The organism is Methanothrix thermoacetophila PT (genome assembly GCF_000014945.1).
Classification (GTDB): Archaea; Halobacteriota; Methanosarcinia; order Methanotrichales; family Methanotrichaceae; genus Methanothrix_B; species Methanothrix_B thermoacetophila.
The window spans coordinates 1,016,499-1,030,116 of the sequence record NC_008553.1; the positions used below are offsets into that span (position 1 = coordinate 1,016,499).

Sequence of the window (13,618 nt, forward strand, 5' to 3'; positions counted from 1 at the left end):
GCAAGGCTATCTCCTCCAGAGCGCTATGGAGATCAGCATGATCGCTATGGCGAGGATCATGGCTGCAAGTGCCATATACGGCGTGGAGCCGAAGACGATCGGTATCGGCCCTATGAGTATCACCCCTCCGAACCCGCTGCTGGAGGGGAGAGAGAGGAGTGAGACGAATGTGATGATGACACCAATCAGTATCAGAGACCAGCCGATCAGGCGGAGCATTCATTCAAAATATGGCCGCAAGATATAAAGGCATTTTTGCGAATCCGTGGATGATGATCCAGAGGCCCAGAGGAACCAGGGACTTCCCGCCTGAGGAGGCTTACAGAAGGCGTGCTGTCAGGGAGAAGATGATCGATGTGATGGAGAGATGGGGCTACCGCGAGGTTGCAACCCCGACATTCGAGCATCTCGAGCTCTTCACGCTCAAATCAGGTGAGGGGGTCATAGAGGAGATATACAGCTTCAAGGACAAGGGCGGCAGGGACATCGCCCTAAGGCCGGAGCTCACCGCACCCGTGATGAGGATGTACGTCAGCGAGCTTCACAGCTCCCCGAAGCCGTTGAGGCTCTACTACTTCGCCAACTGCTTCAGGTACGAGAGGCCGCAGAAGGGCAGGTTCAGGGAGTTCTGGCAGCTCGGCTGCGAGCTCATCGGCGGAAGGCGTCCCGACTCAGAGGCAGAGGTCATAGCGATGGCTGACGAGGTCCTGAGAGCAGTTGGGATCAGAGGGGATATCCACATCGGGTATCTGGGACTGATAAGATCGATGCTGAAGAAGGTCCCCGAGGCGCACAGGCAGAGCATAATGAGGCTCATCGACAAGAAGGAGAGGGATGCGCTCAGGGAGCTGCTCCAGAGCATAGGGGCTGAGGATCTCGGGATCATTGAGCTGATCAGCCTGAAGGGGAAGGATGCGCTCGAAAGAGCTGAGGAGCTGAGCGCTGCCCTTTCATCAATCGAGATTCCCGGAGAGAATGCCAGCGCCGCGCAATCTGTTGCGGCACCAGGAGCGAGCGGGAGAGAGGGTGCACGCGCCTCTGCGAGAGCGGGCAGATCTCCTGAGTCTGAGATGGACCTGAGCGAGTTCAGGGAGATGCTGGAGCTTCTGGATGCATACGATGTTGAGGCGACGATCGACTTCGAGATAGTGCGCGGTCTCGAGTACTACACCGGAACGGTCTTCGAGATCTACGCCTCCGGCCTGGGAGCCCAGAACCAGATATGCGGCGGCGGATCCTATGAGCTTGCAAGTCTATTTGGAGGATCCGAGACGTTCTCCACCGGATTCGGCCTCGGGTTCGACAGGATAATGGAGGTCGTCGGAGAGGTCGATCGACAAAAGCCTCCCGTGGTTCTTGCATTCACCCCCGATGTGAAGATTGATGCGATCAGGATCGCGAAGCGTCTCAGGAATATCGTTCCCGTTGTCATGGATGTCATGGGACGCTCTCTGAGCGCACAGCTGAAATCCGCATCTGCGATCAACGCTGAGCACGTCATAATCATCGGGAGAAGGGAGCTCGACTCCGGGAAGCTCGTTCTCAGGGATATGGTGAAAGGCTCTCAGGAGGAGCTGAGCATCGAGGAGATCGAGGAACAGCTGAGAATCGCCTTTGAACAAACCACCCCTGTGCGAAGATAAGGCGGCTCGTAACCTCCTCTCCTGGAGTTTACACCCTTGCTACCCCCTGAAAAATAGGGGTGCCTGGCAGACCATCAAACTGCGGCATCAACCAGATTTGAGACTGCCCTGAGAGCGCAGATCTCCTCTCCGATTAACCTTCCCGTCTGAAGTATCTAGGGGCGGTCTCGAGCGCCCTGGCGATCAGCTCCGCCCCTTTATCTAGATCCTCCAGGCTCAGGACCTCCACGGGCGAGTGGATGTACCTCGTGGCGATGCTCACAACTCCGGTCTTGACACCCTCTCTCGAGAGCTGGATCGCGGTCGCATCTGTCGTCCCTCCACCTGAGACATCGAGCTGTACCGGTATGCTGAACTGCTCAGCGGTCTTTTGAAGCCAATCGAGCACATCCTCATCTGCTATCAGCCCGCGTCCGGATGCGTCCACGACTGTTATGACCGGCCCCTTCCCCATCTCGAGAGCCGAATCCTTCTTCTCTATCCCAGGGTGATCCCCTGGAATCGTCGTGTCAGTGACTATTGCAAGATCAGGCCTGATGCCGAACGCGCACGTCTTCGCACCCTTCAGGCCGACCTCCTCCATCACAGTGCTGACCGCGTAGACCGTACACTCAGTCCTGGTTCTCTTCATCGCCTCTATCATCATAGCCACGCCAGCGCGGTTGTCAAACGCCTTTCCAGTGACCCTGTCCCCTCTGAGCGGAACAAATGACCTGTCGATGGTTATCGGCACCCCAGGAACGATCCCCATCTCCCTCGCCTCGTTCTGGTCCCTAGCCCCGACATCTATGAACATATCTCTGGAATCGACTGGCTTCTTCCTGTCCTCCTCCTTCATCACATGCGGTGGCTTGGAGCCTATGACGCCGAATACGGGGCCGTTCTTTGTGTGAAGTATCACCCTCTGATTCAGAAGCGTCTGGTCGAACCAGCCGCCGATCTTCACAAAGTAGACGAATCCCTTCTCATCAACGAACTTGACCATCAGACCGATCTCATCGGCGTGTGCTGCTATCATCACCGAGGGGCTCTTGCCCCTTCTGGTCGCGACCAGATTTCCCAGCGTGTCTATTTGAACATCATCAACGTGGGGAGCGAGCTCATCTCTTATGATCTGCATCACGCTCCCTTCTCTCCCTGAGATTCCATGGGCGTTGCTGAGCCTCTCAAGCAAAGATCTCATCCAAATCCTCCTCTCTACGCGGTCCTTATCCTGGCCCCCTCGTTCCTCGATCTTGTTATAATAATCTCTCCGCCGATATCGCCCATCACATCGCGGGCTGCTGACTCTATGTCCCTGGTGTTAGTGTCTGTTACCGCATACACCGTGGGCCCGAAGGAGCTCAGGCCGGCGCATGCTGCTCCAGCTGAGACCATCTCCTGCATCAGCATTTTGATCATAGGATGCTGCAGCTCGACCTCCACGCGCTTGAAGCCCAGCTGCTGTATCCTGTTCACCGCCATCCCGAATGCATCTAGGTCCTCCTCAACAACGGACGGCATCATCCTGACCATTATCTGGTAGCACAGCTCCTGGACCTCTGAGAGCGGGACAGGGCAGTACTCCCTGAATATGTCGATCTCGCGCTGGCCGTATGCGCCCTTCTCTATGTTTGGAACGGCAAGCACTATCCTCCAGCTCTCAGGAAAGTCATGGCGCGCTATCACGGGCGGTGGTCTCACCCCAGAGCTAGCAGATGATGGTCTGAAGTCAGACTTCTCCCTTCCCGGGCCGAATGTGTGACCCCCGTCGACTATGAAGCCGCCCATCTCAAATGCCGCGACACCTATGCCGCTGGTCCCGCCGCGGCTAACCGCAGAGGCAATCTCTCTGATGCTCGCCTTCTCGCCGTAAAGCTCGCAGAGCGCCTTTCCAACCGCCACAGCGAGCTGTGTTCCGCTGCCAAGACCCACATGCGTCCTGTAGCAGCTTCTAACAGATATGCGCGCTCCTCCAAGCCCGAACCTCTCGGCGACCCTCTTCGCCGCCTCCAGCGCTCTCTCAGACTGCTCTCCCTCGACTGATAGATCCCTGTCGATCTCTCCCTCCACGACTATGTTCGGCTTATCGAGCGCTATCCCCACCCCGCCATCGACCCGCCCGGCCTCGCCGCAGAGGTCTGTGAGCGTCATGTGGATCCTCGCAGGCGTCTCGATGATCACCCTTCTTGTATCCTGAAACATGTTGTAGGGGAACGTCTCCCTTATTGCGATCAGCGGCTCCCCCTTTCTTATGATCTTGTATCTCCTTGAGAGCATCAGCTCCTTCGGGAAGATGTTGAAGAGCTGGCTCATCCTATCGTCCGCCTGCTCGCACTCCGTCTGTGTTATATCCCTCCGCGACTCTATGCGGTGCTTGTGGAGTATCTGGCCTATCGGGATGTCCGCGCGCATCAGGTCGTTCTTGAACCCGGGCTCCAGTCTCTTGAGTGGAGTGTAGGAGACCGCGTGTATCAGCGTCTCGCCGGTGCGGGCATTTTTCAGCCGGACGACTCGGTAGTTGACGTCCTCCCCAACATCTATATCAAGCTCCCTCGCGACGTCATCAGTCGCAGGCACCACCCTCTGCTCCAACGTCTCTATTCCCACAGGCGAGCCTGTGATAACCTCCAGCAGGCTAGTCACAGAGCCATCGGTCCCCAGAAGCATCTTCTGTACGGGACTGAGCCTGCCCACGATCCTCTCGAGCTTCGCTATCTCCTGGGCCACAGGAAAGGCAAAGGTCATGTTTATGGAATCCGAGGGAATAGAATAAAGTTTTTCCCTTTCTGAATCCTGGCTGGATGGGGCATTGAGATGATGAGTTCAAGACTTCCGGGATTCTACAAGCTGCCTCCCGATGAGCGGCTCGGGAAGATCGTTGAGGCCTGCGGTGATGCTGAGATAAAGGAGATGATAAAGAGCGGTTTGAGCCTGGACCAGGCAGACAAGATGGTGGAGAACGTGATCGGTCTCTTCCAGGTTCCGCTCGGCGTCGCTACAAACTTCATAATAGACGGGCGTGAGGTGCTGGTGCCAATGGCCACAGAGGAGCCATCTGTCATAGCAGCGGCCAGCAACGGAGCCAGGATGGCGCGCGATGGCGGGGGATTCTTCACCAGCTCGACAGGGCCGGTGATGAGAGCCCAGATACAGGCTGTCGATCTGAAGGATCCGTATGGCGCCAGGTGCAGGATCCTGGAGCATTCGTCTGAAATAACAAAAATCGCAAACGAGGTCGACCCGATGCTCGTCAGGCTCGGCGGGGGAGCTGTGGGCCTGGAGGTTCATGTCATCGATTCCAGAGCCGGTCCGATGGTCGTCACGCATCTCCTGGTCGACTGCAGGGATGCGATGGGCGCGAACGCTGTGAACACGATGGCAGAGGCTGTGGCCCCTGAGATCGAGCGGCTTACAGGCGGGAAGGTTCACCTCCGGATAATCTCAAACCTGGCGGACACGCGCCTCGCCAGAGCGCGGGCGGTTTTCAAGGCAGATGCGATCGGCGGGGCTGAGGTCGTCTCCGCGATCTTCAAGACCGCAGCGCTCGCCGAGGTCGATCCGTACAGGGCCGCCACGCACAACAAGGGGATCATGAACGGTGTTACAGCTCTTGTTCTCGCGACAGGCAATGATACCCGCGCTGTCGAAGCGGGAGCGCATGCATACGCCGCCAGATCAGGGCGGTACGCATCGCTATCGAGATACGAGATCGATGAGAATGGAGATCTTGTGGGCACGATAGAGCTTCCCATGGCGGTTGGGCTTGTGGGCGGGGCCACGCGTGTGCATCCCGTAGCTAGGGCGGCTGTAAGGATGCTCGGGGTGAGATCCGCGGATGAGCTCAGCAGGGTGATAGCGGCAGTCGGCCTCGCTCAGAACTTCGCGGCGCTGAGAGCTCTCGCCACAGAGGGCATCCAGCGGGGGCACATGTCGCTGCACGCAAGAAACGTCGCGCTCCAGGCGGGAGCAAGGGGAGAGATGGTGGAGATCATCGCTGAGAGGATGGCATCCGAGCGGAGGATTAACCTGGAGAGAGCATCCGAGCTTCTCAGAGAGCTGGGTGGTTCCTCTTGAGGATAGGCGTTCTGGGGCCGAGGGGCTCCTACTCGGAGATGGCTGCATCGAGGCGCTTTCCGGATGCAGAGCTTGTATACTTCGATGATATAGAGGATGTCTTCGATGCCGTGGAAAGCCATAAAGCGGATGCAGGAGTTGTACCGCTGGAGAACAGCCTGGAGGGATCTGTGGCTCTGACCCTGGATCTTCTTCTCAGTAGATCCCTCTTCATATGCGGGGAGGTCGTGATCCCGATAAGACACTGTCTTCTGGGTAGAGGAGATCCAGATAGCGTCAGAATCATACTCTCACACCCCCAGGCGCTCGCCCAGTGCAGGCAGTACATCCGGCGCAGGTATCCTGGTGTTGAGATGAGGACCACAGGGTCCACGAGCCATGCGGCCAGGCTGGCTCAGGAGTTCCCGGAGATGGCTGCGATAGCGAACCTGGAGGCTGCGAAGACATACGGTCTCAGGGTGCTGGACAGGGATATACAGGACTCGAAGAACAACATGACGAGATTTGTTGTTCTCTCCAGAGAGATGTCGAAGAGAACAGGCAATGACAAGACATCGATAGTTGTTTATCTGGAGAAGGACAGGCCCGGAGCACTTTTCGCCATCCTCAGAGAATTCGCTGTCAGGAACATCAACCTCACACGGATAGAGTCCAGACCCAGCAGGAAGGAGCTGGGGGATTACTACTTTTTCATAGACCTGGAGGGGCATGTAGAAGATGATGCTGTGCGAGAGGCGCTGGATGGCATCGAAAAGGCCGCGAACATGGTCAGGGTTCTGGGATCGTATCCGAAAGACAATACACCTTCAGAATAAGAATGTGACCGATCTTGCCTGGATAACATGCGCCGATCGGGATTCGAACCCGAGTTTAGGCGTTGGCAACGCCTAGTGATAACCGCTACACTATCGGCGCATCAGCACTGACTGCTCATGCGCTTTTAGGTTTTAAACGTTACGGGCCGTGGCTCGGATGCGTCCGAATAAGAGCTGAATTCAGAAACCTGTAGATAGCTGCTTTTGGATGGAGGAGATGCTCAAGCCTTATCCGGACAGGTTCCGTGTCTCGGATCGGATGGTGAGCTCGCCCTGGTGTTACTAAGGGTGCGGTTTGCCTGATCAGAGTCTGCAGATCATGGTGATAGAAGGTACCGATCGCAAACTCCGATCTTAGATGAGGTCACGCAAGTATATGGCCACTCAGGGTTATGAGCTAGGATTTCTAAAAACCCATCCTTTTGATATAAAATCTAGACGATACTAATCCGCTGCAACCTATACAGTTCGTAAATGAGGGAGTTGATAGAAATCCATGAGCCCCTCAGACCATCCTATCCTCCAGCTCCTCTGTGTGTCTCAGCAACGCTTACCACGGCCGCCGGAACGATCTCTCTCAGACCATCCTATCCTCCAGCTCCTCTGTGTGTAGTGGAACAAAGCTCATGTACTCCCTGACCATCTGAGGGAAGGCCCTCGCCTCCATGAACCTGAGCCCCAGCTGCTCTGCCCATCTCTGAATTCCGAGATCCTGGGATACGACTGCGGCATCGAGGTCCTTCGCGAGCAGCAGGACATCTATATCCGGGGCGCTGTCGAGTATGCCGTATCTCAGAGCCGCCCTGTACTTCTCGCGGAACTTTCTTATTATGCTCCCCACAACCTCCCTCTCGATCTCCTCCCTCATCTGCTCCCGGCCCTCGCCCGTCGCGCTGATGGAGAGACACCGCGAGACAGCCTCCCATATCGCCTCCTCTGAGACGTTCATGCCCTTGTTGATCCTGCTCCTCATGTAGTCCACGTACTCATAGAAGATCTTCGAGGGTATCTTGACCCTGTACCTGTCAGGGGTCTTTTTGACAAGCCATGTATCGATCTTCCCCAGTATGGCTATGTCACAGTTGTTGTTTCTTACGAAATCCCTTATCTCGTTGTAAACCGATGGGTATGGGACATAGCAGCTTATACCCAGATGCAGCCTCGCCTGTGCGACTCTGTGCAGGATCGCAGACATGCCCTCGCAGAGTGTGGTGCAGCCCTCGCTCTCCCACGCCTGCGAGTCTGTGAGGGCTGTGGTGTCAAAAACAAACCTCTGGCGCAACATCTGCTGGATTTATGGATGACAAACTATTAAGATGTGACTGGTCAACCGCCAGACCTGTCCGAATAAGTTGAGTATCTCCTTAATCCAAAAAACAGCGAGCCACAGACTTCTTAAATGATCTCTCTTGACAAGCCCCAATCGCCGGTCTCGATGGCAAATCTTCCAGGAGCCCTCTCCCTGATAGAGAGCAGCAGGGCGCAAACTCCAGGATAGGAGGTCGCCCGAGATTCCCCGGAAGCTGCAGATCCTGCCTTAAGGCAGAAAATGTGCTGTTGTCCTCTCCAGCGCAGCTTGCCGGGAGCCATCGTATCTCAAAGATCACAGAACCCCCAGAATCACATGCATTATCGCGTATGCCGTCCCTGCCAGCGCTATCAGCCCCACGATGATCCTCGCGGCGATCGAGTCCCGCAGATGGCCTCTTTGAGCCACATAGGCAGACTCTGCGCAACCGGTACCAGCAGTGGGATTGTCTCTGTGAGGCTCATCGTAAAATGCACCCTCCTGCTCATAATCCTCGAAGCTCTCGATGACGTATGGCCCCTCAAGCGTAATCTCAGGGCGCACGGTCTCAGGACGAGCAGGCAGCGATGTTGCAGCAGACACAAGCACGGTCTGTGTGGGCACAATGGATGTGTTCCCGAGAGCGCTCTCCACCGGCACATCAACTGCAGAGCCCCTGATGTTCACAGAACCCACCTCTACCACAGGCACCTCTTTCATCTCCGCGATGCTCTCCGCCTTTCTCCTTATCCGCTCGGTCCTTCCAACCGGCCCCATCTCTGAGAGATTCATCGACTCGTCCCATGCGTAGATCCATCCAGTCCTGTCGATCTCCGATAGCAGGCTCTGCGCTGCAGCCCAGCCGATGCTCATGAGAGCCTTTCTGTGAGCTCCATAGTTCAGTATGTCAGACGGACTCATTCCCTGAACAAGCTCGGATCTTCCAGCCATCTCGAGCGTTTCGGCGATCTTCTCGAAGCTTTCAGTCTGTGATGCCCGAAGATGCTCAGCAGCTCTCTTCAGGTTCGCCGAAGAGTCTCTGCGCTGCCTCTCGTCATCTAGCGCCCCGTTGATGGCACCAAGAGCTTCATACATCTCCTTGTACGGTCCCAGGGTCTTAGCAAGCTCCCGAATGCCACCCATCAGGTACTCACAGGCCACGGAGACCATGCTGAGTATCCGCCACGGCTCCGCTGCGTAGAGATCTATGCTCCAGAGCTCCTTTATCCCCTCCAGACACCGGACGAGTGATGCGACCTTCTCCCTGTCCTTCGATGTGGTGCTGGCGATCGTGCTCTCGAGCGCAGATATCGCTCTCTCGCACAAGGCGACGGCCTCATCCCCGCGGGGTTCTGCGCGGAGCTTCACAAGATAGGAAAGCGATCTCGCCTGTCCAGCAGCCGCCTTCAGCTCCGATATGAGAATCCTGGGATGGAGCGCAAGCTCGCTGAAGCAGTCAGATGCATTCGAGTAAAGCTGAGACGACTGTTTCGCATTTCTCTCAGCAGCGTACCTGCTCGCGAGCAGGCTGTAAGCGGCCGCGAGCGCCGCAACCGTGTTCGGGTAAACAGGCAGCATCTCCTTTCTCAACAGCTTCAGCGCGCGCTCCAGGGAAACCCTGGCTGAATCAGGATCCCCCTTCTCCAGGTAGAAGCGGCCGAGGTTTGAGAGGACTATGCCCGCGTTCTGGCTCTGACCGAGATCCTCGAAGATGGACAAACTTCTATCAAAACATCTCTTCGAGTCGTCCCACCTTCCCATCTCTGCGTACACCCTTCCAAGGCGGCTCAGAAGCCAGGCCGCGCTCCTGCGATCCCCGAGCTGCTCGAACATCCTCAGGCTCTTCTCATAATACAAGACAGCAAGCTCCCTCTCGCCCATCTCTGCGTACACCCTTCCCAGGGATCCGGTCATCTGGGCGACGCCGAAGCTGTCGTTGAGCTTCTCAAATCCCTTCAGACCCTTGAAGTAGCACTCCACGGCTCGATCCCACTGGTACGCGCGCCTGTACGCAGATGCTAGGTTCCCCATGACATGGGCAGCGCTGCTCGGATCTCCTGCATACTCGAATCCCTCCAGGGCTTTTTTATAGTATACAATCGCCTTGCTCAGGTCGCCCTTCTGCGCATGGACCTGGCCGAGGTTGTTCAGCAGCACAGAGCGGACATGCGGCTCCTGTGCCTGGGAGAGCGCCTTCGAGTAGCATTTCATCGCGATCTCGGGCATGCCTGCCCTCCGGCATATGTCGCCCAGCCTCTTGAGCTCATAGATATTGCTCAGGCACTCGGAGAGCTCGCGACACACCTCCTCATCGATATCACCATCGAGACAGCTCTGCAGGAGCTTGACCACAAGACTGGCACACCTGCCCTCAACCGCCCTGGGCTCGATATCGCGGAGGGCGCCGGTGCCCCTGGAGAACGACTCGAATATCTCATGAAGCACTACTAATTGGTCCATCAGTATATCTGATGAGTTATATCTTTAAATAGTTTTTGAATGAAGGAGATTCTAATCATTATATTTCACTACTGATTTTAATTAAATTCGGCATCTTATTAAAAACACACAAGATATATTATTTCATATCAATCATATTATTTTGTTCCATAAACAAAAATAAAATTTGGTGTTTCCGCTGCGGACCCTTTGAGGGTCGGGAATATATTGGGCATGCTGCTAACTCTCCACCATGAGTTTCAGATCTTTCCTAGAGGATCTCCGCGCGGATGGCGTTCTGGAGGAGACCCATGAGCATGTATCCACGGAGTATGAGCTGGCCATGCGCGCAACCGGAAGGGGACCGATGCTCTTCCACAATGCGGATGGCCATGTCTGCTGCATAAACATACTCGGGAGCAGGGAGCTTCTCGCCAGGGCCCTGAGGATGGATGCCAGGAACCTCGCGCGCGATCTCTCAGCTGTGGGCTTTGATGGCCATGTCAGAGAGGTCGACTCATCTCAGTTCCAGGAAAACATCCTGGAGCCGGATCTGATGCGACTTCCGGTGCTGAGGCATTTCAGAGGGGATGGCGGGCGGTACATAACATCAGGCATTGTCGTCTCCAGGCTGGATGACAGGATCAATGCATGCGTTCACAGGCTCATGGTTCTCGACAGGAATAGGCTGGCCGCCAGGCTCGTCCCGGGAAGGCACACGCATCAGATGTACTCCAGAGCCATCGAAACCGGGAGGAGGTTGCCTGTTGCGATCGCCATCGGCGTGGATCCGGTGGTTCTCATAGCTGCTTCAACAAGAGTGCCTGAGAACAAGGAGTTTGAGTATGCATCCGCTCTCAGAGGGGATGTTGTTGAGGTTGTGACCCTTGAGAATGGCGTCCCGGTTCCGCATGCTGAGATCGTTCTGGAGGGATACCTGACGGAGAAGAGGGCTCCGGAGGGGCCGTTTGTGGACATCACCGGCACGATGGATATCGTGAGGGAGGAGCCTGTCATAGAGATCACCAGGATCATGATGAGGGATGACGCGATCTATCATGCACTTCTTCCCGCCGGAGGGGAGCACAGGATGCTGATGGGCGTGCCCTATGAGCCGCTGATATACAGAGAGGCATCAAAGGTCGTGAGGGTCAGGAATGTGCTTCTGACGGAGGGTGGGTGCACGTACTTCCACGCGGTTGTTCAGATAGAAAAGCAGGAGGAGGAGGATGGTTTGAAGGCCATACAGGCCGCGATGGCCGCACACGGGAGCCTGAAACATGTGCTTGTTGTCGACACGGACATCGATATCCACGATCCGAGAGAGCTGGAGTACGCGATCGCGACCAGGGTTCGCGGTGATCAGGACATTTACATGTATCCGAACGTGAGGGGGAGCACGCTGGATCCGAGATCTGTGGATGGGATGACAACAAAAGTAGGGGTCGATGCGACCGCAAAGCTCGACAGGCTCTGGAAGTTCAGGCGTGTTGTCAGACCGTGGTGAGATGGGTTTTCGATCCATGCGATCGAGCCGCCAGAAATGCGTGGGATTGATTGACAGATGTCGAGATGTTCTCCTGGAGATCGGAGTTGCGCCATGCTACCCCCATCATGCGAGCTCGGTCTCGCGGCCATCGGGAATCGAGAATGGCATTCCATGTCCGGGAACCACGATCCTGGCGATGCCTGCTATTCTGTGCATGCTCCTCATGGCGAGAGCCCTGTCCACATGTATTCTCGGCGGGAGATCCTTGATGTAGTTGTCAGCGGTCGGCAGGGCATCGCCAGCGATCACGACATTCTCGCTGCACAGAACAGATATGCTGTCCAGAGTGTGACCTGGCGTCTCCATGAGACTCACCCCCTCCGCCAGAACGCAGCCCTCGCGCAGACCTGTGTGGTATGAGAGCACATCTGCGTTTCGGAAGATATCGTTGCAGCCTGTGTGATCCACATGGAGATGTGTGTTGACCACGATCTCTATGTCATCAGTCGATACCCCTGCTCTTTTAAGGCCGTCGAAAACCCTCTCCCGCTCATCAGCGGATCCTGTATCCACCACCAAAATCCTGTCTGAGATTATCAGAGTCACAGATGAGCTAGCGTAAAGAATGTTTCCTGCAGCATCTCTCACCAGAGAGCCTGGCTTTACGAGCACAATTCTCATCTGCATGGCACCCTCTTGTGTCCGAAAGACCCCTGCCGCAAGACCACATGCCACCGGCGGATAAAGCACACTGTGTCACATCAGATCTGCCAGATCCCTGCCACACCTGCAATCACATCCTTGTTATATCAAAGGCCCTGCTCACCTCTATCTCGCTTCTCCCCATGTACTCGGTGAGATGCCCCCTGACCTGCACATGATCTCCTGCTGACAGACTCCCTCTGACCTCCTTCGCGACCCTGGAGGGGAGGAATATCTGCATCGGAGTTGAGTCCAGTGTGATTATGAGATGGCCGCCGGTGCGGGTCTCCCTGATGCTGACAATCTTTCCGCTCAGAGAGACATCCTCATCGGATCCGGAGATCCCGAATGCCCAGTAAGCGACGGCCAGCGTGGAGAGGGCCATCAGAAGCAGGACTACAGCTATCTTCTCCTCCCTCTGAAGCCAGATGCCCACTGCCCCCGCAGCTGTTAATTCTGTTACTTCTTGTTCTCCTTGGGACCGAACCGCTCCTCCCATGCGGCGTTGAGCGCCTCAAGACAGCTCTCGCAAACGCCCTTGTACGCGCCCTCGGGATTCGCAAGTGTGTGCACCTTGACCTTTATCGGTATCAGAGTCGGCTTTGCCACAGTACAGAGATCACAGTCTGCCATAGAGAACTCCTCCTGCTAGACCTGCTGGCGCTAATACAAATTTAAGCTTTCTCTCGCTGCGCACTATCTCACAAACACCGCCTGGCCGGAGACACATGCTCTATTCATCTCTCCGCCCTACCTGTGGTGTGGGATGCGGAGGGGAGAATCCGTGTGCTCACCTCGCCACATCACTCCCCATCACCTTTACGCCAACACGCCTGCGCCTCGGCCCGTCCAGCTCCACAAAGAGTATCCTCTGCCAAGTCCCCAGGAGAGGTATGCCTTTTTCCACAGGAACGACGACGCTGTTGCCCAGGAGCGACGCCTGGAGGTGAGCTGGGCCGTTTTCACCATGCCTGTACCCCACACCCGGCACGATCTCTCTTATTTTATCGATGATATCAATTAAAAGACCGCTCTCCGCCTCGTTCACGATCAGAGCTGTAGTGGTGTGAAGTGTGTACACGAGACAGATGCCGTCAATCACACCGCTATCCCTGACAGCTCTCTGGACCTGTGGGGTGATATCCACTATCTCACAGCCTCTGTTGGTCGATAGCTCTATCATATG

General features: G+C 56.0%; 13 protein-coding genes and 1 tRNA gene. 4 read left to right on the forward strand and 10 right to left on the reverse strand.

Annotation, left to right across the window (positions count from 1 at the left end):
* Positions 1-6: 6 nt before the first annotated feature.
* On the reverse strand, positions 7-219 hold the full coding sequence (locus MTHE_RS04850) for a TIGR00304 family membrane protein (RefSeq protein ID WP_011696115.1): 213 nt from the start codon (positions 217-219) through the stop codon (positions 7-9).
* A 53-nt stretch (positions 220-272) separates the two neighbouring features.
* On the opposite strand from MTHE_RS04850, the gene hisS reads away from it, so the two are divergent.
* A complete protein-coding gene (hisS, locus tag MTHE_RS04855) occupies positions 273-1,643 on the forward strand; it encodes a histidine--tRNA ligase (RefSeq protein ID WP_235619447.1) in 1,371 nt (456 codons plus the stop codon).
* A 133-nt stretch (positions 1,644-1,776) separates the two neighbouring features.
* Here the strand turns inward: hisS and MTHE_RS04860 are convergent, their stop codons facing one another.
* Together MTHE_RS04860 and MTHE_RS04865 are read right to left on the reverse strand one after the other, a co-directional pair.
* A complete protein-coding gene (locus tag MTHE_RS04860; protein WP_011696117.1) occupies positions 1,777-2,826 on the reverse strand; it encodes a M42 family metallopeptidase in 1,050 nt (349 codons plus the stop codon).
* Between the two features lie 14 nt (positions 2,827-2,840).
* Positions 2,841-4,370, reverse strand: a complete 1,530-nt coding sequence (locus tag MTHE_RS04865; RefSeq protein ID WP_011696118.1) for a beta-ribofuranosylaminobenzene 5'-phosphate synthase — start codon at positions 4,368-4,370, stop codon at positions 2,841-2,843.
* A gap of 69 nt (positions 4,371-4,439) precedes the next feature.
* Here MTHE_RS04865 and MTHE_RS04870 point away from each other — a divergent pair, with 69 nt between their 5' ends.
* Together MTHE_RS04870 and pheA are read left to right on the forward strand one after the other, a co-directional pair.
* Entirely contained in the window at positions 4,440-5,699 is a 1,260-nt protein-coding gene (locus tag MTHE_RS04870) for a hydroxymethylglutaryl-CoA reductase, degradative (protein ID WP_011696119.1), read from the forward strand.
* On the forward strand, positions 5,696-6,514 hold the full coding sequence (gene pheA / locus MTHE_RS04875) for a prephenate dehydratase (protein WP_011696120.1): 819 nt from the start codon (positions 5,696-5,698) through the stop codon (positions 6,512-6,514). The genes MTHE_RS04870 and pheA overlap by 4 nt, the downstream gene beginning before the upstream one ends.
* A gap of 28 nt (positions 6,515-6,542) precedes the next feature.
* On the opposite strand, the gene MTHE_RS04880 is transcribed toward pheA, so the two are convergent.
* The 3 genes from MTHE_RS04880 to MTHE_RS04890 form a co-directional block, all read right to left on the reverse strand.
* Positions 6,543-6,614: transfer RNA gene (locus MTHE_RS04880), tRNA-Gly, on the reverse strand.
* 477 nt (positions 6,615-7,091) lie between these two features.
* Entirely contained in the window at positions 7,092-7,799 is a 708-nt protein-coding gene (locus tag MTHE_RS04885) for an RNA ligase partner protein (RefSeq protein WP_011696121.1), read from the reverse strand.
* A 318-nt stretch (positions 7,800-8,117) separates the two neighbouring features.
* Positions 8,118-10,262, reverse strand: coding sequence for a tetratricopeptide repeat protein (locus tag MTHE_RS04890; RefSeq protein WP_011696122.1), 2,145 nt, complete (start codon positions 10,260-10,262; stop codon positions 8,118-8,120).
* Between the two features lie 232 nt (positions 10,263-10,494).
* On the opposite strand from MTHE_RS04890, the gene MTHE_RS04895 reads away from it, so the two are divergent.
* A complete protein-coding gene (locus MTHE_RS04895) occupies positions 10,495-11,748 on the forward strand; it encodes a UbiD family decarboxylase (RefSeq protein WP_011696123.1) in 1,254 nt (417 codons plus the stop codon).
* Positions 11,749-11,853: 105 nt separating this feature from the next.
* On the opposite strand, the gene MTHE_RS04900 is transcribed toward MTHE_RS04895, so the two are convergent.
* From MTHE_RS04900 to MTHE_RS04915, 4 genes are all read right to left on the reverse strand, one after another.
* Complete coding sequence (locus MTHE_RS04900; protein ID WP_175265810.1) at positions 11,854-12,417, reverse strand: MBL fold metallo-hydrolase; 564 nt, start codon at positions 12,415-12,417, stop codon at positions 11,854-11,856.
* A gap of 106 nt (positions 12,418-12,523) precedes the next feature.
* On the reverse strand, positions 12,524-12,868 hold the full coding sequence (locus tag MTHE_RS04905) for an OB-fold nucleic acid binding domain-containing protein (protein ID WP_175265811.1): 345 nt from the start codon (positions 12,866-12,868) through the stop codon (positions 12,524-12,526).
* Positions 12,869-12,891: 23 nt separating this feature from the next.
* Positions 12,892-13,065, reverse strand: a complete 174-nt coding sequence (gene fpoO, locus MTHE_RS04910; RefSeq protein ID WP_175265812.1) for a F420H2 dehydrogenase subunit FpoO — start codon at positions 13,063-13,065, stop codon at positions 12,892-12,894.
* A gap of 157 nt (positions 13,066-13,222) precedes the next feature.
* Positions 13,223-13,615 (reverse strand): secondary thiamine-phosphate synthase enzyme YjbQ, encoded by a 393-nt coding sequence (locus MTHE_RS04915; protein ID WP_011696126.1) that lies wholly within the window; start codon positions 13,613-13,615, stop codon positions 13,223-13,225.
* Between the last annotated feature and the right edge of the window lie 3 nt (positions 13,616-13,618).